This window comes from Lentilactobacillus buchneri (assembly GCF_018314255.1).
GTDB classification, from domain to species: Bacteria; Bacillota; Bacilli; order Lactobacillales; family Lactobacillaceae; genus Lentilactobacillus; species Lentilactobacillus buchneri.
Genome location: NZ_CP073066.1, coordinates 1,362,940 through 1,387,987 on the forward strand (window position 1 = coordinate 1,362,940; position 25,048 = coordinate 1,387,987).

Annotated in this window: 24 protein-coding genes; 9 read left to right on the forward strand and 15 right to left on the reverse strand. The window is 43.4% G+C overall.

The genetic code is table 11. The features are described 5' to 3' along the window. Positions 1-275: 275 nt before the first annotated feature. The gene (locus KE627_RS06540) at positions 276-953 is read right to left on the reverse strand and encodes a YoaK family protein (protein WP_056939165.1); all 678 of its coding nucleotides are present in this window, start codon (positions 951-953) and stop codon (positions 276-278) included. 208 nt (positions 954-1,161) lie between these two features. On the opposite strand from KE627_RS06540, the gene KE627_RS06545 reads away from it, so the two are divergent. The 3 genes from KE627_RS06545 to KE627_RS06555 are packed head-to-tail and all read left to right on the forward strand — an operon-like array spanning position 1,162 to position 3,128. After that, the gene (locus KE627_RS06545) at positions 1,162-2,025 is read left to right on the forward strand and encodes a bifunctional hydroxymethylpyrimidine kinase/phosphomethylpyrimidine kinase (protein ID WP_056939166.1); all 864 of its coding nucleotides are present in this window, start codon (positions 1,162-1,164) and stop codon (positions 2,023-2,025) included. Positions 2,026-2,028: 3 nt separating this feature from the next. Then, positions 2,029-2,616, forward strand: coding sequence for a TIGR01440 family protein (locus tag KE627_RS06550; RefSeq protein WP_013729017.1), 588 nt, complete (start codon positions 2,029-2,031; stop codon positions 2,614-2,616). Beyond that, entirely contained in the window at positions 2,616-3,128 is a 513-nt protein-coding gene (locus KE627_RS06555; protein ID WP_014940758.1) for an ECF transporter S component, read from the forward strand. The genes KE627_RS06550 and KE627_RS06555 overlap by 1 nt, the downstream gene beginning before the upstream one ends. A 166-nt stretch (positions 3,129-3,294) precedes the next feature. On the opposite strand, the gene KE627_RS06560 is transcribed toward KE627_RS06555, so the two are convergent. Beyond that, positions 3,295-3,528, reverse strand: a complete 234-nt coding sequence (locus KE627_RS06560; protein ID WP_041805779.1) for a hypothetical protein — start codon at positions 3,526-3,528, stop codon at positions 3,295-3,297. Between the two features lie 60 nt (positions 3,529-3,588). On the opposite strand from KE627_RS06560, the gene KE627_RS06565 reads away from it, so the two are divergent. Then, positions 3,589-4,914, forward strand: a complete 1,326-nt coding sequence (locus KE627_RS06565; RefSeq protein ID WP_013729015.1) for a C1 family peptidase — start codon at positions 3,589-3,591, stop codon at positions 4,912-4,914. Between the two features lie 173 nt (positions 4,915-5,087). Here the strand turns inward: KE627_RS06565 and KE627_RS06570 are convergent, their stop codons facing one another. The 3 genes from KE627_RS06570 to KE627_RS06580 all read right to left on the reverse strand — a co-directional run bounded on the left by KE627_RS06570 (position 5,088) and on the right by KE627_RS06580 (position 9,013). Next, on the reverse strand, positions 5,088-6,359 hold the full coding sequence (locus tag KE627_RS06570) for an ISL3 family transposase (protein ID WP_035181568.1): 1,272 nt from the start codon (positions 6,357-6,359) through the stop codon (positions 5,088-5,090). A 42-nt stretch (positions 6,360-6,401) separates the two neighbouring features. Then, complete coding sequence (locus KE627_RS06575; RefSeq protein WP_225430520.1) at positions 6,402-8,291, reverse strand: glycerophosphoryl diester phosphodiesterase membrane domain-containing protein; 1,890 nt, start codon at positions 8,289-8,291, stop codon at positions 6,402-6,404. Between the two features lie 170 nt (positions 8,292-8,461). Continuing rightward, a complete protein-coding gene (locus KE627_RS06580; protein WP_173667702.1) occupies positions 8,462-9,013 on the reverse strand; it encodes a hypothetical protein in 552 nt (183 codons plus the stop codon). A gap of 144 nt (positions 9,014-9,157) precedes the next feature. Between KE627_RS06580 and KE627_RS06585 the strand changes: the two genes are divergently transcribed. Then, positions 9,158-10,120 (forward strand): LacI family DNA-binding transcriptional regulator, encoded by a 963-nt coding sequence (locus KE627_RS06585; RefSeq protein WP_056939298.1) that lies wholly within the window; start codon positions 9,158-9,160, stop codon positions 10,118-10,120. A 236-nt stretch (positions 10,121-10,356) separates the two neighbouring features. On the opposite strand, the gene KE627_RS06590 is transcribed toward KE627_RS06585, so the two are convergent. From KE627_RS06590 to KE627_RS06610, 5 genes are all read right to left on the reverse strand, one after another. Continuing rightward, the gene (locus KE627_RS06590; protein WP_013729011.1) at positions 10,357-10,875 is read right to left on the reverse strand and encodes a hypothetical protein; all 519 of its coding nucleotides are present in this window, start codon (positions 10,873-10,875) and stop codon (positions 10,357-10,359) included. Positions 10,876-11,185: 310 nt separating this feature from the next. Then, positions 11,186-12,115: an IS30-like element ISLpl1 family transposase gene (locus tag KE627_RS06595; protein ID WP_068479136.1), complete on the reverse strand. Its 930-nt coding sequence runs from the start codon at positions 12,113-12,115 to the stop codon at positions 11,186-11,188. A 41-nt stretch (positions 12,116-12,156) separates the two neighbouring features. Then, positions 12,157-12,621 (reverse strand): hypothetical protein, encoded by a 465-nt coding sequence (locus tag KE627_RS06600; protein WP_133286491.1) that lies wholly within the window; start codon positions 12,619-12,621, stop codon positions 12,157-12,159. Next, positions 12,621-13,439, reverse strand: coding sequence for a hypothetical protein (locus KE627_RS06605; protein WP_056939307.1), 819 nt, complete (start codon positions 13,437-13,439; stop codon positions 12,621-12,623). The genes KE627_RS06600 and KE627_RS06605 overlap by 1 nt, the downstream gene beginning before the upstream one ends. A 5-nt stretch (positions 13,440-13,444) precedes the next feature. After that, positions 13,445-14,677 (reverse strand): MFS transporter, encoded by a 1,233-nt coding sequence (locus KE627_RS06610; RefSeq protein ID WP_056939286.1) that lies wholly within the window; start codon positions 14,675-14,677, stop codon positions 13,445-13,447. Positions 14,678-14,815: 138 nt separating this feature from the next. On the opposite strand from KE627_RS06610, the gene KE627_RS06615 reads away from it, so the two are divergent. Continuing rightward, the gene (locus KE627_RS06615) at positions 14,816-14,974 is read left to right on the forward strand and encodes a hypothetical protein (RefSeq protein WP_153106976.1); all 159 of its coding nucleotides are present in this window, start codon (positions 14,816-14,818) and stop codon (positions 14,972-14,974) included. A gap of 155 nt (positions 14,975-15,129) precedes the next feature. Here KE627_RS06615 and KE627_RS06620 read toward each other — a convergent pair whose 3' ends face one another. From KE627_RS06620 to scrK, 5 genes are all read right to left on the reverse strand, one after another. Then, positions 15,130-16,476, reverse strand: a complete 1,347-nt coding sequence (locus tag KE627_RS06620) for a glucose-6-phosphate isomerase (RefSeq protein ID WP_013729006.1) — start codon at positions 16,474-16,476, stop codon at positions 15,130-15,132. 235 nt (positions 16,477-16,711) lie between these two features. Further along, positions 16,712-17,101, reverse strand: coding sequence for a VOC family protein (locus tag KE627_RS06625; protein ID WP_013729005.1), 390 nt, complete (start codon positions 17,099-17,101; stop codon positions 16,712-16,714). 305 nt (positions 17,102-17,406) lie between these two features. Next, positions 17,407-18,162 (reverse strand): DUF6198 family protein, encoded by a 756-nt coding sequence (locus KE627_RS06630; RefSeq protein WP_013729004.1) that lies wholly within the window; start codon positions 18,160-18,162, stop codon positions 17,407-17,409. 1 nt (position 18,163) lies between these two features. After that, the gene (locus tag KE627_RS06635; protein ID WP_014940749.1) at positions 18,164-19,165 is read right to left on the reverse strand and encodes a zinc-dependent alcohol dehydrogenase family protein; all 1,002 of its coding nucleotides are present in this window, start codon (positions 19,163-19,165) and stop codon (positions 18,164-18,166) included. Positions 19,166-19,237: 72 nt separating this feature from the next. Continuing rightward, entirely contained in the window at positions 19,238-20,113 is an 876-nt protein-coding gene (gene scrK, locus KE627_RS06640; RefSeq protein ID WP_056939285.1) for a fructokinase ScrK, read from the reverse strand. Positions 20,114-20,527: 414 nt separating this feature from the next. Here scrK and KE627_RS06645 point away from each other — a divergent pair, with 414 nt between their 5' ends. The 3 genes from KE627_RS06645 to KE627_RS06655 all read left to right on the forward strand — a co-directional run bounded on the left by KE627_RS06645 (position 20,528) and on the right by KE627_RS06655 (position 24,996). Continuing rightward, positions 20,528-21,886, forward strand: a complete 1,359-nt coding sequence (locus KE627_RS06645; RefSeq protein ID WP_013729001.1) for an SLC45 family MFS transporter — start codon at positions 20,528-20,530, stop codon at positions 21,884-21,886. Positions 21,887-21,901: 15 nt separating this feature from the next. Then, positions 21,902-24,160, forward strand: a complete 2,259-nt coding sequence (locus KE627_RS06650; RefSeq protein WP_153108607.1) for a glycoside hydrolase family 65 protein — start codon at positions 21,902-21,904, stop codon at positions 24,158-24,160. Positions 24,161-24,345: 185 nt separating this feature from the next. Beyond that, positions 24,346-24,996, forward strand: a complete 651-nt coding sequence (locus KE627_RS06655; RefSeq protein ID WP_013728999.1) for an NAD(P)-dependent oxidoreductase — start codon at positions 24,346-24,348, stop codon at positions 24,994-24,996. Positions 24,997-25,048 lie beyond the last annotated feature (52 nt).

A 25,048-nucleotide genomic window follows, 5' to 3' on the forward strand; every position in this document is an offset into this window, starting at 1 on the left:
AGGGACGAATGCTCGTGTTACCACCCTTATTCACGTTGCCTTTGCAAACAACGCCTCAACGGTACCTATGATACCCGGGAAGTTAACGGTTCCTACCGATTAATCCGCGTGAACGGCTTAATGCCCTTTGGAGCTCATCTTCACCGTCATTTCGATACCTGCTCTCATCTGCCAGGCTTTCTGAAATCGATCTGAGTGGTTACTCTTCTCCTCATAGCTTGATAATTCGTAAGTTTTCTAATTGCTTTTTAATCTAACTCAAATATAAGTGAATGTCAACTTATTGTTTCATCCCGTTGACGATTTCGCCAACCAAATAGTGGGATGATCAACAAAACCAGATTGATCATCAAGGCGGCCACAAAGACTTTTGGCCCGGCAGCATGAAGCAGGTAGGCACTGAAGATAATGCCGAGAATAAACATGATAATCCCACTCAAAAAGCGGCCGGCTTTGAGCAAAGCTTCACGATCGTGGCTAAAGATGGCTTCATAGGAATTATTTGCAAAATTTTTCAAATTCCCAGTCATGATGCCGTTGTTCACACTGGTCGTGCCAATCTTGTTGAACACGGTCAGTTCATAACCTGAGAAGAGGCCGAGGCTGAATAACATGTTGAGCATCGACAGGTGGAATGCTGCCGCCACTGCCAGAATTCCCAATAGGATGATACTGAACAGCAAGAGGACGTTGAACCGGCGGTCGCTTGCCAGTTGAATGTGTTTAAAGGCTTGTGAGATGAATGCTCCGAGTAGGAATCCTAGTAATACCGGTACGCGAATGTAAGCCGTACTCCAACCCTTGGTGGCGAGTTCGTAAGCGAAAACAACCAGGTTTCCGGTTTGCGCACTCACAAATGAACCGTCAAAATTTTGAAAGGTGTAGGCATCAATTGAGCCCATGATAAAAGTTTGCGCCAGGGTTGTGATGCCGGTTTTAGTGGCAAAGTTCATGGTGATCACTCTTTTCTATATTCCAAACTATTTACAGCTCTACTATACCAGAGTCACTGACATTAACAGCAAACTGTCTATTGTTTCTTCTGGGATTCTTGGTATACTTAAAATACTTTTGATGAGAGAATGTTACATTTAATGTGTAAGGTATTAACTTTTAGATTGGCAATGGGGTACAATATTTGTAACAAACATGATTGGAAGGATGATCATTATCAAGCCGAGTGTATTAATTGCAGAAGATTTTTCCGCGGTCGGCAGGCTTTCGGCTACTGCCGCCATCGCCGTATTTTCAGCGTTTGGACTGCAAACGGCAACCTTGCCGACAGAACTGCTTTCAACTCAAACAGAAGGTTTTGGAACGCCTACTACTCAGAATACTGATTCTTTTATCAGGCGGGCAACTGGTCACTGGAATGGGTTGGATGATCTTCAATTTAATTCAGGAATCGTTGGTTACGTTGGTAAGATTAGTACGGCTAACCTTTTGTACGACTATCTCTCGGGAGTTAGCCTGCCTGACCTGCTGATTGATCCGGTTTTGGGTGATCAGGGTAAAATGTATGCCGGCTTTGAACCTGGCTACTTGGATGCCATTAAGCGACTCGCATCAATTGCCACGATTATTACCCCAAACATTACCGAATTGGGGCTGCTCAGTGGAGAACGCCTCCGAGTTAATGCCAGTGATGACCGAATTCATCAAGCTGTTACCGATTATCGTGAAGCGACCCACTCCAAAGCCAAGGTAATTGTCACCGGAGTCCACCGTGACGGTGGGATTGGCTGTGTCTATGTCAACGGCGACCAACTCAAATGGGCCGGCTCGCCTTTAATCGGCGGTCATTTTTATGGCACCGGTGATCTATTTTCAGCACTGTTAATTGGGTATTTGAACTTTAAGCTGGATTTTGATACAGCGGTTCAAAACGCAGTTATTGGGGTGTACGATGCGGTGAGTCTGACCAGCCGCGCACCACAGCACCAACGGAAATTTGGGTTGAATTTGACCAGGTCATTGTACAATGTGGCGAAGTTTACGTTAGGACAAACAGGGGAAGAAGTGTAAAAGATGGATTTACAAACAATCAAGCGTGATTTGTCGGCTGTCTTAACTGAATATTTTGAGCGGGTGACATTCCCGGAAAATGGCATTTTTGTGGTTGGCTGCAGTACCAGTGAAATTTCTGGTGACTGGAAGGGGACTAATTCCAGATTGGACGTTGGTCGAGCCGTTGTGTCGACTTTGGAAGAATTTTTAATTCCACGCAATATTCATGTTGCCATTCAGGGCTGTGAGCACATCAACCGGGCCCTCTTGGTTGAACGGAAGGTTGCCGAGCGCAATAATTTAGAAATTGTTTCCGTGGTTCCGGCAATGCATGCCGGTGGCGGTACGCAAGTCGCTGCTTATGAACGAATGGATGACCCAGTTGAAGTGGAGCACATCACGGCATTTGGCGGTATCGACATCGGGGGAACCGAGATTGGGATGCACGTTAAATACGTTCAGATTCCAGTCCGCATGACCAATCGCCGTGTCGGTGCGGCGAATGTGGTCTGCCTTTCTTCACGGCCAAAATTGATTGGCGGAAGTCGGGCCAAGTATGATTTTACTGAAGCAAATAAAGAAGATTATGTATTGGGAGGAAGTCAGTAATGGATCGTAAAAGTGTAGGCGGCAAGGTCAGCAGTGATATTTTCAAGGTTGTTTTAACGGCGATGTTTATCGCCGTCACGGTTGCGATCAGCCGCTTTTTTATCATCCCAATTCCAATGACCCATGGCAATATCAATCTGTGTGACGCTGGAATCTTTATCAGCGCGCTGTTGCTGGGACCGAGAGTCGGCGGAGTTGTCGGTGGTGCCAGTGGTTTCTTGTTGGACCTGATCTCCGGTTATGGTCAATATATGTGGTTTTCACTGATTGTCCACGGCGCAGAAGGCTTGATTGTCGGCTTGATCGCTGGTAAAAATACCGATCGCAAGTGGACCAAGCTGATCGCCGTTTCAGTCGGGATCGTCATTATGGTAATCGGCTATTTTGTGGCAGACTCGGTTCTGTATAACATTTATGCCGGCTATATTGGGATTGGCACCAACTTGATTCAAGGAGCAGTCGGTGCCTTAATTGCTTATTTGGTAACGCCACGGCTTAAGAAGCGCATCTAGTATGAGGTAATCGTCATTTGGGTCTGCAGATTATCCTGTAGACTTTTTTGTTTTACAGCTTTAAGTGGCGTTGGAAAAGAGAATTTGAATTTTGTCTTGCCGAAATTGTAGTAATTCAGTGATGCCGTTGCGGGTAAACAGTGTTTGAGCTACCAAATTCGCCCGGTTAAAGTTCATCCTCAAAATAGCCGAGTCGCAGGCCGCCGGCATTGCCAGCAGTAGTGTCCATGCTGTTGAAGCGACTGAAAGTCGCGATTACAGCATCTTGGTATTTCGAGACTACAGGCTCGAAATCCAAGCCACTACAGCAGGCAGAGCCGGCGGCCTGCGACTCTGCGGCAGTAATCAGCACATCTAATAGATTTCTGTTGAACAAGTAAGCATAAGCAACAGATGCCACATTGCGACCAACCAAGAAAAGATTTACAATATGACACAATTACATAGGAGGGATGTCTGAATGACTGATAAGAATAGTGTTTTAACGGAGCAAGATTTTTCAGCACTCCACAATGATTTCAAGAATGCACCTAAGAGTGATGTGCTGTCGAAGATAATCGAACAAAACGGCATCAACCAAGCAGCTCAGGATCCGGATGCCCAAGTGCGATTGAATCCAGTATTTTCAGTGGACCTCCAGACCGGTTCGGTGACCAACCAGAAGCAAAGTGGTCGCTGCTGGCTGTTTTCTTTGGTGAACACTTTACGGCATCAGTTTGCTGCTAAGTATAAGGTGAAGGATTTCAACCTTTCACAAAAATACCTGTTCTTCTGGGATAAAATTGAGCGCGCCAACATCTTCTATGACCGAATTTTAGCGACCGCCAGTCGGCCGGCTAATGACCGGGAAGTTGAAAATTATTTGAGCTTCCCTGGCGACGATGGCGGCCAATGGGCGATGGCAGCGGCATTGGTCCAAAAATATGGTGTGATGCCGGTCAGTGATTTTCCGGAAACGGCGAACGTTGAGAATACCGGTGCTTTTGATACGGTTATGAACCGCAAACTGCGGATTGACGCTGCCAAACTGCGGTCGATGGTCAAGGATGAAAAGAGCGATGAGGCGATCAGTGTCGCTCGCAAACAAATGCTGAGTGAAGTCTACCGAATCACGGCCTATTCATTCGGTGAACCACCGGCAACCGTTGATTTTGCCTATCGCGACGATGACAAAAAGTATCATCGGGTCTCCGGTCTACCCCCTCAACAATTCTATGATCAATACTTCGGTGTCGATTTGGATGATTATGTGGTGTTAGCTAATTCCCCGGAAAAAGATTACAACCAATTATATTCACTGCCAAGTCAAAATAACGTTGTCGGCGGCAAGCAGATTGCCTTCTTAAATCTGCCGATGGACGTTTTAAAGGCCGCTACCATTGCCCAACTCAAGGATGGCGAAACGGTCTGGTTTGGCAACGATGTGCTTGAACAAATGGACCGCAAGAAAGGCTATCTGGACAGTCACTTGTATCGCTACACGAAACTGTTCGATGTCGACTTGGAGATGGACAAGGCAGCCCGGCTGCAATATCATCAAGCCGAAGTGTCGCACGCGATGACTTTCACTGGGGTTGACCTTGATGGTGAGACGCCCACTAAATGGAAAGTTGAAAATTCCTGGGGTGACAAGAATGGTGAGAAGGGCTACTTCACCATGAGTGACGATTGGATGGACGACTACGTCTACGAAGTCGTGGTCCACAAAAAATACCTTTCAGATGATCAAAAGGCCCTATTGAAGCAAGCACCAGTGGAGCTGCCGGCGTGGGACTCCTTGGCGTAGGGTTGAAGCTGAATGGCTTGATGCAAATTAGACGTTGCCTAAATTGATTTAGAAGAATATTAGGTTATCAAAAAGGGAATCCCAGCTGGGATTCCCTTTTTGATGTCTTGGATAACTAATTTTCTTCGGTTCTTCGTCAACTGTTGTTGGTGAACAAAATATTGGAGTTCTAATCACTTGGTGATTAGAGCTCTTTTTGTATGAACTCGAAAAGCGAACAGCACTCTTAGCCGGAATCTGAAGAAGTTTCGGTAACCAAATCCAGTGCGTTTAATGACTTTAATCTTGTTGTTTGAACCTTCTAAGGGCCCGTTGGTGTAATGGTGAGTAAAGGTATTGCCAATTTCATCATGATGAGTCGCTAGGGTCTGGAGGGTTGCCAACATCTCTTCCGAGCAGCCCTCTAAGTGATGGAATACTTGATTATAGTTGGGCCAATCACGGTTTTTGATGGTTTCACGTAACCGATTCATCACGTTGTAAGTTTGCTTGAGCTCGGGATCAATGTCCAATAAAGCATCAACCACATCAGTGGCAGTCGCTGGATAAGGGAAGTTTGTCCACTTACGGAAAGCTTCGTAGTTGAGGTGATTTTCCGGCGTTAATAATAGTTTCCAATAGCGTTTTAGGGCGTGATACTCGCGTGAGGAAGTCGCCAGGGTTTTCATGAGGCGCACCCGCGTCTTATTAAAAGCTCGATTTAAAGCGTTAACCAAGTGGAACGGATCGATGACAACGATGGCGTTCGGAAAGATCTGCCCCACCAATTTGGGATAGGTATAGTTCATATCGGTGACGATAATTTTCACATTTTCTCGCGCAGCCTGGTCGTAATGCTGGAAATACTTTTGAAGCTGATAGATGGTCCTAAAGGGTAACAGGTCGATCAATTCGTGGGTTTCCGCGTCCATAAATTCAAAGCTCATCGCGTCGGTGGCGCTCTTAGTGCTTTTAACTTCGTCCATGAGGAGAACTTTTGGTAAATAGTGCCAGTTGGTTTGAAAGTCCCGTTCAGCGCGCAAGAGCTGCCGACCAACGAATGAATCCGAAGTGGATAACTCATCGGCAATGTGTTTGAGCGAAACCGGTTCGGTCAGTTTTTCTAAGCATTGTTTGCGGGTCGTATTTGAAATCGTGCAGTGTTTCGGCACCGCATTCGTCTGCGCCAGGAAATTGGTATGACAAGCCTTACAGTGAAAGTTTCGCCGATTGAGACACAGGATAACGGTGCTGCCCAATGTTTTTGCGAATCTAATGGTGGTCTTCCGCCAACCATAGCCAATAATTTGGTGATCATTGATAATCCCACAATTGCGGCATGCCTTGGGGGTGTAGTTTAGGGACCCCACCAATCGAATCACTCCATCATCACCCACTTGTCCTTCCTCAATTATTAAGTGTTCATCATCTATTCCTAACAACATTTTCGTAGTATCATTTGACATAGGGCATTTCCTTTCTTGACTTAATTCTGTGGTGGGAGCAAGTTAACGGACGGGAGATGTCCGCTTTTTTATTCTAATGATAAACAAAAAATCTGTCATCAGTAATAGATAAAAATCTATTACCAACAACAGATATTGTAGAACCTTTTCTTCATCCTGCAATTCATTCGAATAAATCAACAACCGCTGAGCATAACTTGGATGATCAAACGTAGAATTGATGGTTGATTGAAGCTCAGTTAAGTTGTCAGTAATAATCCCGTCAACGTTCAAGAATAGCATTCGGGTCATGTCGTCTTCGTCATCGACCGTCCAGGCATACACTTGTTGGTGGTGGAAATGCGCCTCGTTGACAAACGTTTCGTTCAACGTGGTTTCTTCCATGGTGTAAGCATTGGCCTTGGTTTGGGGGAACGAGAAGTTGTACGGCAAAATATAGCTGACAAATAATTTAGGAGCCTGCTTCTTTAAGCCGCTGATCACATGATAATCCAGTGAATGGATCCGATCGTGATCCCGCAGCAGGCGGTTTTCGTAACGTTTAATAAATAGCTGCAGCATGTTTTGACTATCGTGACGAGTAGTTTTAATTTCAACCAATAGCTTTTGGTGATCATGTTCAGCAGCCCGCAGATACTGATTAAAGCTGGCAATGTGGGCCGTGTGGCCGTTCTCATGAACTTTCATCTTGGTCATTTGGGAGAGGGTCAATTGATAAGGATCTTTATTCACCCCGGCCAGGTTCCACAGATTTTCATCGTGCATGACCACAAATTGATGATCGCGGGTTTCGTGGAGGTCCATTTCAACGTAATCAGGCTTTTCTTTGCTGGTTTTGTTCAACGCCGGAATTGTATTTTGAACACCGTTACCGTCATCTACCCCACGGTGGGAAATCGTGATGGGTTTGGTCAGCAGTGCTCCTTGAAGATAGACAGCATTAAAGGCCACGTCTCCGACCAAAAACAGGCCAATCAGAAGGGCTCCCATGACCCGCCGACCAATCCGTCGCTTTCGGGGTAAACGGACCACAGCCGCCGTTGAATGCCATTTGGACTCATCCAAGACCATTAACAAGATGAGCATGAAGACAACCACACTAAACGAGGCGACAATTCGTTGCCAGACGGTCAACAGGCCCATGTTGGTGACCGCACCAACAAAGCTAATCACTTTTGACTGGGCATCCAGGTAAGTCTGGAAAAGGTAAAGTAAATACGATACCAAGGTCGTTGACGCGAAGCTGATGATTCCCAGTACGAAGATCCGCCAGAGATACTGCCAGGTATTGTGGCTGGTCAACTGCCAGCTGTTCTTGGCGGCTTCCAGGCCCTTTTGATGGTGAATAATCATCATCGGCAGGACTTGGATCAGTCGAATTCCCAAGTAAAAGACGGCAACGCCCAGGACTGTGAGCAGGATTGCAATCAACGGATTCTTTTCCAAATCGTCCAAGATAAAGACGGGGATGGTCGCTTTTGAAAGCAGTGGTGAGTTCAGGTAGGCAACTGAAAATGGCAGAACTAAAATAAAATAGCCAATAAAGAACAGGAAGCTGCCCAGTCGCAATCCACGCATGTCATGGATGGCAATTTTAAAAACTCCCCAGAGACTCAAATTTTGTTTGAGGGCGATGTTGTTAATCCCAGAGAGCAGAAACGCGAACTGCCAAAAGACCATCGCAAAGATAACCAGCAGCAAAATGAACAGTTCCACCACCGCCAGTGGTCGTTGGGTCAAAAGCCAGACCGCATTCGTATACGATAAGTAGGGGATCCGGTTCACTTGGAGAATCAGGCCAGTCATATACTGCATGATTGGCACAACAACGATGCCCAACAGTAGATTAATCACAATAACTAAACTGACGTAAGCCCCCCAATTCTGAAAAAACGTTCTGATTGACCGCTGTAATAGTTTGTTGCCCTTCATGTTCGAATACCTTCTTTGATCAAGTTGAATGGTTTTATCCTACCATAACTGACTGTTTAACAGCGAAATAAGGCCCGGGGGCTGGTAACGCGCTCCTTTTGAGGCTTACGCAGGATACAAAAAAACAACGGCAAAAGTGATTCTGCCATTGTCTCTTCTGGTAAAATTAATTAGTCTTTGGGCGTTACCCAAACTTGGGGAGCCGGATCGTTATCCAGGTTTCGAACGACCTTATAGCCGGTCACTGCCAGCTTAGACTGGTGGTTCTTGCCGCTAACGGTATTTTTCACTGAAATTGTCTGATGCATTGGGATATCCGAAAGTTTACCCTTCATGTAAATCACCGGTTTGTCAGCCGAGTCATTCTTGAAGGTGTACTTCAAAGTTCCCTGTTTGTCCAGATCATTTGCCTGCTTAGCTTCACTGTAGGTCTTGTACATCTTGTTGACACTGTAAATGGTCACGGTATGGTTCTTAGAATTGAATTTGTAGGCATCGATGCCTGATTTACTGTTGTAATTAATCGAACCATTCATGTACCAAAGATTATCGCTTGATGTTAACAGTTGCTTAGCGGATTTATCTTGAGTCTCGTTTTGCATGCTGGCCTTATTAGAATTGTTGTTGGAACTCTTATTTGAAGAACTGCTGCAGCCAGCCAAAATTAGTGCAAAGCTTGCAACAACCGCCAAGATGGCAGCTAATGATCTGTGCTTTTTCATTTCCATAATCACCTCATACGTTGAAATTATCACATAATACTGTCAAAATCTAGTAGTAGCGTTCAATATTAATAATTGATACAAAAGTTTAACAAGATCGCAACTTCAAAAAGGGTAAAATTTAGTAGAGGGGAGGCAATTCAAATGGTTACAATCCGAGACATTGCCAGACGGCTGGGCTTATCGGTTTCCACCGTGTCACGGGCACTCAATGATAATAAACGCATCAGTCTCAAGACTCGCCGCAGCGTCAAGAAAACGGCGGATTTGATGGGGTATCAGCCCAACTATAACGCTAAGAATCTGACCAATCGTGAAGCCAATACCGTCGGCGTCGTCTTCCCAGTTAATAACCGGGTTGTCGAAAATATTTTTTACGTTGGTATTTTGCGGGGGATTAACGCGCAGCTCAACAGCCGCAATTACGTCCTATCAATCGCGATTGGAGACAGTACTGAACAGGTAATCGAGAATGTTAAATCAATGATTACCCGCGCCCAAATCAAACATTTTATCCTGCTATACTCCCACCAAAATGACCCAGTCATCGAAATGCTGCAAAAAGAAAACGTTGATTTTGTGACAATTGGTAAACCGGCGGCCGGACAAGATTGGCTGTATGTCGATAACGATAACGTCCAGGCCGGATTTGACGGCACCAACTACTTAATTGATCACTATCAGTGCCAGAATCCAATTTTTGTCCAAACCCATAACGGTTGGCCGTATGAAATTGATCGGCGCAAGGGTTACCTGGCAGCGATGAAGCAGGCCGGCAAATCGCCTGTCGTGCTGTCAACTCAAGAGAATGATGAATTAGAAGATCAGTTCATTCGCGACAATCCGCAGATGGATGGAATCGTCGCCATTGATGATTACAGTGGCCTGCAAATGTACCACCGTTTCAAAATGATTAATCCTAATAAAAACGTTGAAGTTCTTGGTTACAACAATTCACTACCAAGTGAACTCACCGATCAGCATTTCCATTCTGTTGATATTCATCCAGATGAAATGGGGCAGTCGGCAGTTAAGCTATTACTGGATAAACCAGCAGAGGATGAGCAGGTAATTGATCACATCATTGTTGGACATGAGATTCTGTAGATTGGGAGGATTGATTTCATACTTCAAAAATGTGTGTTTTGCATTCAATTCAGCAGTTAATAACCAAAGGATATCAGGAAATGTTTAAAGATAACTGGTGGCCACTACCGATTCTCAACGGTATTATCGGCATCTCTATTTACCCCTTCTGGTAATTGGCGTGAATAACATTTACACTAGTAAAAAAAACTGAAAGTGTAATTCATTTCAGTTCACCTCATCATGTAGTTGTGAAACTACTTTTTTAAATAACTGTTAAGCAACATTAAGTAAGCAGTTGTAGTATTTACAAATTCGGTGACGGACTCACGATTTATTTCCGATAATAATGGATTCAGATATCCGAAATATCCGTTTTCCCGTTGCTGGGCCTTAACAAATCGTGTAATTGTATTTTTCAATTCTACAGAGTCACTTTGTGTTAGCAGCATTATCGAACTGGTAGTGATGGCCTTAATATCATACTGCTGAATGCTAAATATTAAAAAGCCAATAAAGAAATTGTAATTTTTTCTATCTAACCGTCTTCCATAAACCACTTGATTATTTATAACATTTACCAGGGTTTGAAGACGAAGCTTTGGGGAGAATGAAATAAATTTTTCCCAATCAAACGCTATCTTATTGTTCTTCGATTTTATAGGAATTTGATTAGTCCTTTTGAGAAGTGATACTAGTGTTGAGTATAGTTTGTCCTGACTGCTCATTGTTGATATGATTTGATTCAATGGTATCAATGATTTTTGTTGTTTCAAAAGGGTTCACCTCTATTTGTTTATCAAAGTGTTTAATGATATTAGGCTAACTACGTCCAGAGTAGAATAATCTAAGTTGGTCGATTGTGCGATACTTTCAAGGTTTCGATTCAGAAATGATAGGTAAAAGAAAAACCGGTATTTTTTTGATAATAATGCAAACATTCCAACAGTTTCAACTCTTCCATCCAGTCTACCGTTACTAACTTTTATCTTCAAAAGTGAATTAATTAGGCTAATTACAAATGATTCTATACCGAGTGACGAGGCATCCTTGCAAGAAATAATGTGCTCATGGTAGATTGCAAATTTAATCCGAATTTTTGGACAAATTTGTCAGCATAACCTGATACGGTGTTTGCCAGTCGAGTATTTTAAGCGGTCGCTGGTTAATTTGGAGTAACGTCGTCGTTAAATCTTGAGCACTAATGTGCTCAAAACGAGTCCCTTTAGGATAAAAATAACGTAAATTCCGATTAAAGCGTTCATTACTACCACGTTCAGCTGGAGTATAAGCATGGCAGTAATAGGTCTTAATACCATATTGTGATTCAAGTGATACTAGCCCACTAAACTCAGTGCCACGGTCCACAGTAAAGCTGTGCACCGGACCATTAAAAGTGGTTAGGAACTTAGTTAGTGCTTCATTAACAGTCGCTGTCGTCCGATCTTTTAACCGGTATGCCCAAAGGAACCGTGATTTTCGATCGATTAAAGTTAATAAAACTGCCTTACTATGCCCACGAGGACCAACGACTGTATCTAGTTCAAAATCGCCGATGCGATTACGTTGATTAATGATCATGGGACGCTGTTCAATTGATCGCCCCAAAGATTGATTATATTTGGATCGTTGGTCAACGTTACGCCGTTGGCGTACGCCATGTTCAGGTAGATCATTCAAGGAGAAACCAATTCTCCCCTGATTTAGCCAATTATAAATAGATTTAGTAGCTAGTTTAAATTCGTGAGCAATCATTCCTGGTGACCAGCTTAGACGTAAATGGTTGAGAATTTTTTGCTTTAACTCATCGCTCAGCTTAGTTTTCCGACCACATCGTGATCGCTTGTATTCGGCATCTGTTTGTGCTAATTCAGCCTGATAAGGTTGACATCGAGATAATTCATAAGAAATTGTTGACGGTGATCGGTTCAGCCGAACGCCCATTTGGATATTGGACAGCCCTAGTTCACAAAAGGTTTCGATTTTAATTCGTTCGGAATAGGTTATACTAGACAAAAGATCAGCTCCTAAAAGATGGGTTTGTGGTAAACACCATTTTAAAGGAAGCTGATCTTTTTTGTCCGAACAGCGTTCGGATTAATTTTACAATCTACCTCATGATAAATTGATACTGGATCAACAAAAACACATGGCTTTTCATTTAGAGTTTGCAGAAGGCTGTACTGAAGTTGTTGCAGTTCGTCCAGTTCTACTCGATTAAGAACAAAGCTTTCTGAATTCATTGGATAAGTGTACGTAAAGTCGGAATTTATTATGCTATAAACTGCGAATATGGTATTTGCTTTGAGAAAGCATTTGGGAAGCCGTTGGATAAGGCCACTGTTGTAGAACAATTTGCAGAACTTGGTTAGAATTAAGTATTCTTCCGTATTTACAGGTTGATTGACAAAATGCTTAATTAATACCCCAATCGAAATAGAGTAAGTTAAGTTTAAATATTCCCAAAAGTTGTAATCTTTATCCAATTTATCCTTAATTTCAGATTGAAGATCAGCAATCATTATCTCACTTCCTCTAATATTATACGTACAAGTAATAGGTGGTAATAGTCCTTAAAATTTGTCCTCGTTATGTGATTTATTCTTTGGTTTTGAAAAATGTTTGTATCAATATAATCGATCTCATTCTCAATAGTTTTTCGGTCGCTAATACTCAATTCAAACAGTAGACAACTGGCAATCAGTGTTTCTACTGCTAAGTCGTAATGATGATCCAAGAGCGAAAAAAAGAATGCGTGTTGGAAATATTTAAAGTAATCATAGGTTGTTCTCGTTGGAAATAGATTACATAATAATCGCCTACCATAAATTGATCCAGAGATTACCGCATGGGTTGCACTATAGATATCGTTATAATCGCTTATTTCAAGTGGCGTGTGGAGACCAAGTGAGCTTTTACAAATTAATTTTGAAATATGTTGAATTTCGCTACCATCATTTTTAACATATTCTAAGATTGCAAAGTGTTGCAATTGTAAAAGAATGGGGTTCCATGGTTCTAAATCCTCTTCAACCTTCGACAAAAAGAACGAATTAGACGAAGAGGTATTGGAGATAGATAGGCTGAGCAGTGCTCCCTCACAAAGTTGTGGAAATCTCGCACTGACATCTGGAACAAAGAAATAATGATTTAGCTTTGCAACAAGGGAGGAAAACCCGTGCAAATGCTTTCGTAGATTGTTTTTACTGAAAATGTCTGTGATTATAAGTTCCATATATGCTTTTAGCTCTACATTCATTGTTGAGTTGACTGGAACATCTAATACATTAAAGAAATCCATGTTCCTCGAAATTAAATTATACATATTTTTATATTCCATGGTTACTAGTCTCCTTTTGATATTTTGTGTGAAAATCCTATGCTTATGAATAATATGAATAAGCCACTTAGCAGATAAATAGTGGGATTCCATGTATGAGCAAAAAGGAATCCAAACGTGATAATTCCAAAGGGGGACATTAAGGATGACAAAGCGTCAACGGTTGAATTTACTCTTCCCTGATAGTCTAGCGGAACAGATTCCTTCACATAACTACTCATAGGAATATTTATACGTACTATCAATAAACCAACAAAAAAACAAAGGGTAGTTATTCCAATTAAGATAATTATAAGAACATTACTAAGGAAAAATACGCCCATGGCAACAACAAGTATTCCAATTATAGCTAAGCGAAAGCCAATAACGGTTATATTCACACTTTTCATGAACCCTGAAGTAATTCCACCACTCAACATCCCGATTGATAACCCAACCTCAATAACAGCAAGTGAGAATGACCCCATATTTTTAGATTCAATCACGGTGATGGGCAACCCTATATTTATCGCTGCGAAGAAGAAGTTTATAAAAGAGCTTAGTAGTACTACTAATAACAAGTTCCGGTGAACTTTGATTATTGTTAGCCCTGAGGCTAGTTGAGAAAGTATGTTTTTTTGTGTACCTTGGAAAGTGTGATTACCGGTTGCATAAAGCTCAAACTTTATCAAAAATATTCCAAGTAAGACGATAATTTCTGTAACTCCCTCAAAAAATACTGAGGATTTAAAACCGAGAGTTGAATATAACAGTGAGCCAATAAATGGAGCAATCAATGTTGCTGAGAGGGTACAGGTTTGTTGGACTGACACCATTTTATTTACTGAGCCTCTGGGCATCATAGAGATAACTGCTGCCTGATAACTTACTTTTCGTGATTGAGTAGATATGAGAATAATAAAAAGGCATATGGTTAAATACACAAGAAACAGAGGTGACTTTATTGCTTTATTAATCCAAGCGGAAAGAATGACGAAAGTAATAACTAATCCCAACTGGCTTGTTAATGCAATATTTTTCTTTTTGTGCTGATCAACGTAAACTCCAATAAAGGGATTGAACAACAGAATGATGCCTGGCTCTAAAAGTTGAACCAAGGTAAATACTCCTGCATTGTGGTATGTATGTAATAAAAGCAAACTTACAGAAAACATAAACGTGGATGAACCGATTTCGGAAAAAAAAGACGTCCATCCTGCCGTTATTAGTTGTCTTGAAATACCTTTTGTTTTTTCCATAAGTATCATCCTCTTTTTTTATTGGAATAACTATAACATTAAAAAGCGATGAGGTTAATACAAAATTAAGAAAAAGCTTGACATTATATTAAAAATGAATTAGAACAAAACTAATTCAAATTAAAGGAAGCGATAATAATGACTGAAAAGGATAATCAGCATTTTGTTAGTGCGGCCAATCTTGAGGCTCCAATCAGTAATGTTGTTGTCGAAAGAGGTGTATTCTTGTCCGTTAAGTGTTTATCTACTGTTGTGAAAATTACACCGTTTGATAAACACAAGTTTTCGTTGGAATAAATGACGATACCATTAGTTGTGGCAACATCAAAGCAACTGTTTCGTATCGTGTGAGGATGATGTGCACTTAATTTAGTTGTACATTGTTTGTTGTAATTAAATAGCAGTCCTGGACGATTACCGTCGAGGACTGCTATTTTTTGGACTTTTGAAAGTTAGATGCGCTTCTTAAGTTCCTTACCCTTTTCTTCAAACCCAGGTTTGCCAAGTAATGCAAACATATTCTGCTTGTATGCTTCAACACCTGGTTGATTGAATGGGTTGATACCGTTTAAGTAACCGGAAATGGCAACCGCAACCTCGAAGAAGTAGATCAAATATCCCAATGTGTATGGTGTTTCGTCCGGGATGTGAACGGCCATGTTCGGCACGTTACCATCTGTGTGGGCGAGGACTACCGCATGGAAGGCTTCGGTGTTGGCATAGTCCATCGTGCGGCCTTCAAGATAGCCTAAGCCATCCAAGTTGTCTTTTTCTTTAGGGATGTCAACGTCGTGGTTTGGCTTATCCAACTTGATAACCGTTTCCATGAGGTTTCGCAAGCCTTCTTGGATGTATTGACCTAGGGAATGCAGGTCGGTTGTGAAGTTGGCAGATGATGGGTAAATTCCCTTTTGGTCTTTACCTTCGGACTCACCCATCAATTGCTTCCACCATTCGGCGAAGTAGGTCATGTTTGGTTCGTAGTTTTCCAATAATTCAGTGGTGAAGCCTTTTCGGTACAAGATGTTTCGGTAGGCAGCGTACTGGTAAGCCTCGTTCTTGGTCAAATCAGGATCGCTGTATTCATCGGCAGCATCTGCGGCACCTTTCATCAACTGTTCAATGTCAGCACCGGAAACAGCGATTGGCAGCAGGCCAACTGGGCTCAAGACTGAGTAACGGCCGCCGATACCATCGGGGATGATAAAGGTTTCATAACCACTGGCGTCAGCTTCTTTGCGTAAAGCACCGTGAGCTTTGTCAGTTGTAGCGTAGATCCGTTCTTTAGCGCCTTCTTCACCATATTTGGCGATGAGACGTTCCTTGAAGATTCGAAATGCAATTGAAGGTTCAGTGGTCGTACCTGATTTAGAGATGACGTTCACTGAGAAGTCACGGTCGCCGATCAAGTTAATCAGATCATAAACGTATGAGGAGCTCAATGAATTACCTGCAAACATCACTTGTGGGAATTTGCGCTGGTCATCTGGCAAATAATTGAAGAAAGTATCATTCAAGAAGTCAACGGCCATCTTGGCACCGAGGTATGAACCACCGATCCCGATGACAACCAAGACTTTGGAGTCTGACTGAATCTTTTTAGCAGCTGCCTGGATGCGGGCAAATTCTTCTTTGTCGTAATCCTTTGGCAGAGTCAGCCAGTCACGGAAATCGCTGCCGGCACCAGTGCCTTTGCGTAATTCATTGTCCGCAGCATTCACTAATGCCTGCATTTCACCGAGTTCGTTGTCGTGAACGAACTTTGATAATTTTGAGCCATCAAAAGAAATATGAGCCATATTATTAGTACTTCCCTTCTTGGAATCATTCAATGATTTAATTATAAAACACAAATGGGGCTAGGACAAAAAGCATTTGCCCCAGCCCCGTTTGTTAACCACTGTTATCTAGCTGAAACGTGTTCCGACGCAACTAATGCTAACGTGTAAGACCAAAAAGCTTTAAATCCAAGACCAGGATTTAAATCTTTTCGGTCTTACACACCGCATCACCCGTTGCTCGTCACACTCTGTCCTACAGGATTTGGCAGAACTCGATTGTTTCTTCGTTAGGGCCAAGGATGTTGAAGAATTTAATTCCCTTATCCCAGAATGAAGGAATGGATTGAATTTCATCATTCACCATGCGTAATCCCTGAGCTTTGGCATCAGCGAAAGCTTTTTCAACATCTGGTGTATTCAGTGAAATATGGTTGATTGCACCAGCTTTACGAGCAGTTGGATCGCCTTCCCAAGTTTCAATGGTTAAGTTGCCAAAACGCATGAATGCGCAGCGGTTCTCACCGTTATGGAATAAGCCGGCTTGTTCAAAGCCAAGTGATTCATAAAATGCGATTGTTTTGTCCAAATCAACGGATGGAATTCCAACGTGTTGAATTCCTGTAATATCATCTTTAATTGCCATGTTTAATTGCCTCTTTCATATTAATTGTGTAACCGCGTTCATTTACGAGGAAACCCAAGCCCAAGGAACTTCCAGTAAAAACCAGGGTTGATTTTTAATAAAGCACCTTGGGCAAATGTTTGTTAGCCGATTTTGAGATTCCTTCGGCTTCCGAAATACGCTCCGACGGCCGGGTGAAGCCCTGCCTAGCCTACTTGGCGACGGCCCAGATGCTAACTTCTAAGTGCCCTTTAATTAAAGTCCCAAAGTCAGGGACTTTAATTAAAGGGCACTTAGAAACCGCATCTCCCGGGCCTCGTCGCGCTCTAATCTTTTCCCACGTCCAAAGCTTGATGCTTCAGGTGAGGGAAGACCTTAGTATCCGCGATCCCGGTAATTCCGCCTTGGAATAAGAACGCAAAGATGGTTCCGATTCCCAAGTTGGTGAATTGACGAGTGATTGCGAAGGCCAAGATTGCCATCAGTGTTGGTGGAATGTATGATGCCCACATCGCTGTGTTGGCATTTCCTTTGAAATACTTGAAACGCAGAATCTGCATCAAGTCATCGGCGGGGTGCAGTACCAGGTTGACCCGCTGATAAATGGAGATGGCAGTTCCGATCATTGCGACACCCAAGAAGTTCAAGAGGATATAAAATCCAATCATGAATGGCGTCTTGGCTGGTGGAAAACCACCAAACAATGCCGGGTACTTACCAAGGAAGAAGTCTTCGAATACTTGAATCAACGCTGAGAAGGGAACCATGAAGATCAGATTTCCAAGTGCGCGCCGCCAATCCCAGTGTCCAACCAGGATGGCATTTAAAATTGTGATCACGACCCCAAGAATTAAGAATGTCCAAAATAGATTCCAGCCAAACGCAACTGCCAGGTTGGCTTCAGCGGCGGTCCAATAAGCCGATCCCAAGTAGGAAGGGTGGATTTGGGCGCTGGTAACCAAGGTAAGCACGTTTCCGGCGGAGTTAATCACCAAAGAAATGATGAAAAACGTAATGGATTTAGACATCGAGATCGTCCGGCCATTTAGAACTTGGCTGGCGGTTTCCTCATTATTTTTCAAACTAGTCACCTACTTTAACAACTGCCTTTGAAACGCCTTTAGTCTTTCCTTGCAAGAATGGTTCAACTTCGTCCAAGTCGAAGACGTTGCTGATGATGGCATCAACGTTCAAGTCACCGCTTTGGAGAAGGGCGATTGAGTCTTCGAATGCGTTAGGGTTGATGAATGAACCTTGAACAGTTAATTGCTTTTGGTAAATTTCGTAAGTGTTCATTTCGAAATGAGCATCTGGCTTACCAACACCAAACATCAATACTTGAGCACCCTTACGAGTAGCTTCAACAGCTTGTTGTTGAGTTTGTGGTAATCCAACGGCTTCAATAACAACGTCGTAATCTGAAGGAATCTGGTCACGAGTGGTGTTGTAAGTGTTGGTAACACCTAATTTTTCACGGTTCAAATCCAATTTTTCGTCGATAATTCCGGCCAAGTCAACTTGGTGGACACCATAAGACTGAAGAATTTGAGCGAATAATTGACCCATGAAGCCATCACCGATAACCAAAGCTTTTTGGTATGGTGTTAACTTAAGCAAGTCGATACCATGAACGGCACATGAGATGGGTTCGATAACGGCTGCATCTTTCAATGAAACGTTATCAGGAATAGGGTAAACGTTTGTGGCAGGAGCAGTAAAGGATTCTTCAAGGCCACCATTACGAGTTACACCAACGGCTGAGAGGTTGTCACAAAGTTCTGGACGACCAGTGTGGCAGTAGAAACATTTGCCACAATAGATGTTAGGGTCAACAGTTACTCGATCGCCAACTTTGAAGCCGTCAACATCTGAGCCAACTTCTGAAATGACACCTGAGTTTTCATGACCAAAGACGATTGGAGGAACAGCATCTGCTGAACCTGGAAGGCCGTTATAAAGGGCGTGGTCGGTTCCACAAACACCAGCATAAGCAGTGTCAACACGAACTTCGTTAGGCTTTACTTCTGGCTTGTCAATGTCTTGAATTTCCATGTGTTGTTTTCCAGTAAATACGAGTGCTTTCATAATATAAAAAATCTCCTTTTAAAATTCATTCGTTCCGCAAACGTTTGTGGAACTTCCCAAAAAAATAAGTTGTTACTTGTTGTATTCTTTCAAAGCTAAAGCAAAATCCCCGACGGTTGCTGAACCATTATCCTTGACCAATGGCATCACGATGTATTTATCGAGATCGCCAACGTCAACGTAGTTATTCATCAACTCATTAAACTGCTCGCGAACCTTCTTCAAGAATTCTTCGCTGACAACGCCACCGCCAAAGACAATCTTGGCTGGACGCATCATCAAAGTGACTTGAATTGCGGCTTGGGCTACGTAGAATGCCATGATATCCCATGTGTGGTCTGAAAGTGGAACATCTTGGCCTTTCTTACCGGTTCTTGGTTCGAACGTTGGTCCGGAAACCAAGCCTTCCAAACAATCGCCATGGTAAGGACAGATCCCCTTGAAATTCAGGTCGTCTGGATGACGTTTCAATCGAACATGTCCCATTTCAGGATGTCCGATGTCGCCAACGAAGTTACCGTTGATAATTGCACCAGCACCAACCCCGGTACCAATCGTGTAATAGACCAGCGAATTGATCTTTTCGTTGAACAGCGTTGCCATGACGTATTCGCCATAAGCGGACCCGTTAACATCGGTTGTCCAACTAATCGGGATATCAAAATCTTCTTTAATTCGACCTACAAAATCCGTATTGGCCCAGCCTTTTTTCGGGGTATTTGTAATGTACCCATACTTAGGCGAGTTCTTACGGAGCTCAATTGGTCCAAAGGAAGAAATTGAGATTGCCTTGAGATCCTTGAACTGCTTGAAATAATCAACAGTCTTTTGCAAGGTCTCTTTTGGCGTAGTCGTTGGAAATTGTGTCCGATCCAAGATGCGATAATCTTCGTTACCAACAGCACATACAAACTTTGTACCACCGGCTTCAACACTACCTAACAACATGTAAATCTCACCACCTTATGAAATTGTGTCCATCAAGTTACTTGTGAATGCTTGTTCAATATAAAACATTTTTGATTGAAGTGCAATGAAAGGTTAGCACAGTTTTACACGTCTTATTTTCATATTACACATGAGGTCTAGACCACAGCCGTTATATATCAGTGAAAAAAGTCAAAAAACTTTTTTTCTCTCATAAATACAAATCTAAAAGTAGTAGGTATCAAAATGCCACAAGAAATTTTTATGAGATTGACATCTCGCCAAAGTAACCGGTACCAGTCTATTTTCGCCGATCCGATTTTAAAAATGCTCAATTAATTTCATGCAACCGTTTGCAACATTGATTAAAACGTGCAATAATACAAAATGTAAACGCTATTATTAATATGATATTTTGAATTGGAGGAATATGAAATGGATGAACAAAGTAGCGCAGCTGCAACCAAGAAGTCTGGTTTGCCTAAACTTCCTGCCAGTACCATTTGGATGATTAACTTTGGCTTCTTGGGTGTGCAGATTGCCTTTACCCTGCAGAGCTCACAGATGAGCCGGATCTTCCAAACGATTGGGGCAGATCCCAACAAGTTGGGTTGGTTCTTTATTTTGCCACCACTTGCCGGTTTAATCGTTCAACCGATTATTGGTTATTATTCAGATCGAACCTGGGCACCTAAGCTTGGCGGCCGCCGCCTGCCTTACCTGGCTCTGGGAACGTTAATTGCCATCATCGTCATGTGTCTGTTGCCTAACTCGGGGAGTTTTGGTTTCGGGTACGCATCGATTACGGCCTTGGTATTTGGGGCGGTAACCGTTGCCCTGTTGGATGTTTCGTCTAACATCGCCATGCAGCCATTTAAGATGATGGTCGGCGATATGGTCAATGATGACCAAAAGAGTTACGCATACGGGATTCAAAGTTTCTTGTCAAACGGTGGTGCGGTGATCGCAGCTATTTTCCCGTTCATCTTTACCGCATTTGGTGTTGCCAACACGGCTGAAAAGGGTGTCGTTCCCCAATCAGTTGTCATTTCCTTCTATGTTGGTGCCGCAATTCTGTTACTGACAAGTTTGCTGACGATTTTCAAGGTTCATGAATATGATCCTAAGACTTACGCCAAATATCACGGAATTACTGAAGAAGCCAACACAACCGGTGGTAACTGGTGGTCATTGCTGAAAAAGGCCCCTAAAGTCTTTTGGACTGTTACCTTAGTTCAATTCTTCTGCTGGATTGCCTTTCAATACCTCTGGACCTACTCAGCCGGTGCGATTGCCAGCAACGTTTGGAACACCACTAATGCCGCTTCCGCAGGCTACCAAGCTGCCGGTAACTGGTACGGTGTCTTAGCTGCCGTTCAATCAATCGCTGCGGTTATCTGGTCATATGTCTTGGCCAAAATGCCAAACAATCACCACAAGTTGGGCTACTCAATCAGTTTGGCCCTTGGTGCAGTTGGATTTATCTCCGTATTCTTCATTCACACTCAATACATTTTGATTCTGTCATTCATCTTAGTTGGAATGGCTTGGGCATCGATGAATACCTACCCATTAACCATGGTTACCAACGCCTTGTCTGGTGAACATATGGGGACTTATCTTGGATTATTCAACGGTTCAATCTGCCTGCCACAAATTGTTGCCTCACTTGCCAGCTTCGGCTTATTCCCATTATTGGGTAACGCACAGCCTAACATGTTCCTGTTAGCCGGGATCATCATGGCCCTCGGTGCAGCCTCAGTTGGATTCATTAAAGAAACTTACAAAGCTTAGAAAGGACGTTAACTTATGAAAAGAACTTTTGAAGTCGCTCCTTGGAATATTGTGACCCACGACTTTGACCCGGAAGACAAACGACTCCAGGAATCCATGACCAGCTTGGGAAATGGATACATGGGGATGCGTGGCTTCTTCGAAGAAGATTACAGCGGTGACACTCTCAACGGGATTTACCTCGGTGGTGTCTGGTATCCGGACAAGACCCGGGTTGGCTGGTGGAAGAACGGTTATCCTGATTACTTCGGCAAAGTTGTCAACGCCGTCAATTTCATTAAAATGCACGTTAAGATTAATGGTGAAGTCATTGACTTGGCGAAAGATCAGTTTAGCGATTTCGAACTCAATCTCGATATGAAAAAGGCTCTGTTAACCCGCTCATTTACGGTGACCAAAGGTGATGCCAAAGTGGCAGTCAAATTTGAACGTTTCTTGAGTGTTGCCCAGCAGGAACTGTCCGTTCAGCGGGTGACTGTTCAAAATGTTGGCTCAACTAAAGTGGACCTCGTGATCGATTCAGCGATCGATGGCGACGTTAAGAACGAGGATGCCAACTACGACGAACGTTTTTGGGAAGTGCTCTCAACTGAGCAGGGAACTGATTCGGGCAACGTCTTAGCCGAAACGACCCCTAATCCATTTGGGACGCCGCGGTTCACTTCAGGAATGGAAATGCGCAACGTCACTGACTTGACTGCTGAAAAAGTGGCTCAACCTGGTGAAAAAGAAGTGGTCAACGAATTCTCCGGTGCTTTAGCGCCCAACGAATCCGCTCAACTTGAAAAACGCGTCATCGTTGTGACCTCACGGGATTACGACACTCAAGCCGCTTTAACCGATGCCATGCATCAATTAAGTGACCAAGTTGCCGGCCAATCATACGATGATTTGCTCGCTGCTCACGAGCAGGTCTGGGCCGACCGCTGGAACAAATCCGATATCGTCATTGATGGTGATACCGAAGCCCAGCAAGGAATTCGGTTCAACTTATTCCAACTGTTCTCAACCTATTATGGCGAAGATTCACGCTTGAACATCGGCCCGAAAGGCTTCACTGGTGAGAAGTACGGTGGTGCGACCTACTGGGATACCGAGGCTTTCGCAGTGCCCGTCTACTTGGGCATTACCGATCCCAAAGTAACCCGCAACCTCTTGATGTATCGTTACAAGCAATTGGACGGTGCGTACCATAACGCCAAGCAACAGGGGTTGAAGGGCGCCTTGTTCCCAATGGTGACTTTCGATGGGATCGAGTGTCATAACGAATGGGAAATTACTTTTGAAGAAATTCACCGAAATGGTGATATCGCCTTTGCCATCTATAATTACACCCGCTACACTGGCGATACGTCGTATGTTCTCCATGAAGGCTCAAAAGTTTTGACCGAGATTTCTCGTTTCTGGGCCGATCGGGTTCACTACAGTCAACGGAACCAGAATTACATGATTCATGGTGTGACTGGCCCCGACGAGTATGAGAACAACGTTGACAACAACTGGTATACCAATCTGTTGGCTCAGTGGACGTTAAAATACACCTTGGAAATTCTCAAGGAAGTTTCTCCCGAACAAGCCAAACAATTAAATGTCAGTGAAGATGAAAAGAAACATTGGCAAGACATTGTCGACAATATGTATCTGCCTTATGACAAGGATCTCAACATCTTTGTTCAACACGACGGCTTCCTCGACAAGGACCTCAAGCCGGTTTCAGAAATTCCCGCAGATCAATTACCATTGAACCAGAACTGGTCATGGGACAAGATTTTGCGTTCACCTTACATCAAGCAGGGTGACGTGCTTCAAGGAATCTGGGACTTCGTTGATGATTTCACACCAGAACAGAAGAAGTCCAACTTTGACTTCTATGAACAATACACGGTTCATGAGTCAAGTCTGTCACCTGCGATTTATTCTGTATTGGCAGCCGATCTTCACTATGAAGACAAAGCGGTTGAACTTTACGAACGAACTGCCCGGCTGGATTTGGACAACTACAATAACGATACCGTTGACGGCCTGCACATTACGGCCATGACCGGTGGCTGGATTGCCGTTGTCCAAGGCTTTGCCGGCATGCGTGTTCGCGATGGCAAGTTGCATTATGCACCATTCCTGCCGAAGAAATGGTCACACTACTCATTTAGACAAGTCTTCCGTGATCGTTTAATTGAAGTCGACGTTGATCAGGATGGTTCCCACTTCAAGTTAATTGATGGCGAGCCGATTACGATTGATGTCGCCGGTAAGGCGGTTGAATTGACAAAATAATCAGGAAATCAATCTGTGTTGATTTCATCGTTTAACTTAATGAACCGGGTATTCCTATCGTTGGAATGCCCGGTTCTTTTATGTTCAATGTTCACCGTCCAAATGGTTGACCGACTCTCTCAGCCGGCCGATAATTAATTCGAAACAATCGAAAATAGTGAAGCAAAATCATTGGAGGTTTTAACATGACATTAAAAGTTGGTATCATCGGTGCCACTGGCATGGCCGGTAGTGCGATTACCCAAGAAGCAGTCAACCGCGGGTTTGAGGTAACGGGATTTGTTCGCAACGCTGAGAAGGCAAAGGACCTGCTGCCAGACGCAGTCAAGCTGGTTGTCAAAGATGCCTTTGACATTCAACGGGTGGATGTCCAAGATTTGGACGTCTTGGTAGACGCCTACGCCACGCACGACATGAGCCATGCATACCGACACGTTGATTTGGCCGCTCGACTGATCGAATTTGCCAAGGACACTGACAAGCCGCGGCTGTTCTTTATTTTGGGGGCCGGCAGTTTGGAAACCGGAAATGGTCATCGATTTGTGGAAAAGTTGGAGAAACTGCCTAATAGTGAATCATTCATTGAGATTCCCCGTCAGCAGTTCAAAGAGTATCAGCTGCTCACCAATACCAGCAATGTCAATTGGGTGGCGGTTTCGCCAAGTGCCACTTTTAAACCTGGGGATGCAACGGCCTACGAACTTGGTCAAAATGATCTGCTGACCAACGCTGAAGGCAAGTCGGAAATTACTGCCGGCACAATGGCCAAAGTGATTAATGATGAGATTGAGCATCCGGCTCATCATAATGAACGGTTCACGGCGGTAGATAAGTAACCCGATTTTCCAATTTGGCCTGGGCGAATTTGGATTCTTCAACCCGCGCTTT

Coding starts and splice junctions, on each gene's coding strand:
- KE627_RS06540 (WP_056939165.1), bottom strand. CDS start 953: ATGAACTTTGCCACTAAAACCGGCATCACAACCCTGGCGCAAACTTTT.
- KE627_RS06545 (WP_056939166.1), top strand. CDS start 1,162: ATGATCATTATCAAGCCGAGTGTATTAATTGCAGAAGATTTTTCCGCG.
- KE627_RS06550 (WP_013729017.1), top strand. CDS start 2,029: ATGGATTTACAAACAATCAAGCGTGATTTGTCGGCTGTCTTAACTGAA.
- KE627_RS06555 (WP_014940758.1), top strand. CDS start 2,616: ATGGATCGTAAAAGTGTAGGCGGCAAGGTCAGCAGTGATATTTTCAAG.
- KE627_RS06565 (WP_013729015.1), top strand. CDS start 3,589: ATGACTGATAAGAATAGTGTTTTAACGGAGCAAGATTTTTCAGCACTC.
- KE627_RS06570 (WP_035181568.1), bottom strand. CDS start 6,359: ATGTCAAATGATACTACGAAAATGTTGTTAGGAATAGATGATGAACAC.
- KE627_RS06575 (WP_225430520.1), bottom strand. CDS start 8,291: ATGAAGGGCAACAAACTATTACAGCGGTCAATCAGAACGTTTTTTCAG.
- KE627_RS06580 (WP_173667702.1), bottom strand. CDS start 9,013: ATGAAAAAGCACAGATCATTAGCTGCCATCTTGGCGGTTGTTGCAAGC.
- KE627_RS06585 (WP_056939298.1), top strand. CDS start 9,158: ATGGTTACAATCCGAGACATTGCCAGACGGCTGGGCTTATCGGTTTCC.
- KE627_RS06600 (WP_133286491.1), bottom strand. CDS start 12,621: ATGATTGCTGATCTTCAATCTGAAATTAAGGATAAATTGGATAAAGAT.
- KE627_RS06605 (WP_056939307.1), bottom strand. CDS start 13,439: ATGGAATATAAAAATATGTATAATTTAATTTCGAGGAACATGGATTTC.
- KE627_RS06610 (WP_056939286.1), bottom strand. CDS start 14,677: ATGGAAAAAACAAAAGGTATTTCAAGACAACTAATAACGGCAGGATGG.
- KE627_RS06615 (WP_153106976.1), top strand. CDS start 14,816: ATGACTGAAAAGGATAATCAGCATTTTGTTAGTGCGGCCAATCTTGAG.
- KE627_RS06620 (WP_013729006.1), bottom strand. CDS start 16,476: ATGGCTCATATTTCTTTTGATGGCTCAAAATTATCAAAGTTCGTTCAC.
- KE627_RS06625 (WP_013729005.1), bottom strand. CDS start 17,101: ATGGCAATTAAAGATGATATTACAGGAATTCAACACGTTGGAATTCCA.
- KE627_RS06635 (WP_014940749.1), bottom strand. CDS start 19,165: ATGAAAGCACTCGTATTTACTGGAAAACAACACATGGAAATTCAAGAC.
- scrK (WP_056939285.1), bottom strand. CDS start 20,113: ATGTTGTTAGGTAGTGTTGAAGCCGGTGGTACAAAGTTTGTATGTGCT.
- KE627_RS06645 (WP_013729001.1), top strand. CDS start 20,528: ATGGATGAACAAAGTAGCGCAGCTGCAACCAAGAAGTCTGGTTTGCCT.
- KE627_RS06650 (WP_153108607.1), top strand. CDS start 21,902: ATGAAAAGAACTTTTGAAGTCGCTCCTTGGAATATTGTGACCCACGAC.
- KE627_RS06655 (WP_013728999.1), top strand. CDS start 24,346: ATGACATTAAAAGTTGGTATCATCGGTGCCACTGGCATGGCCGGTAGT.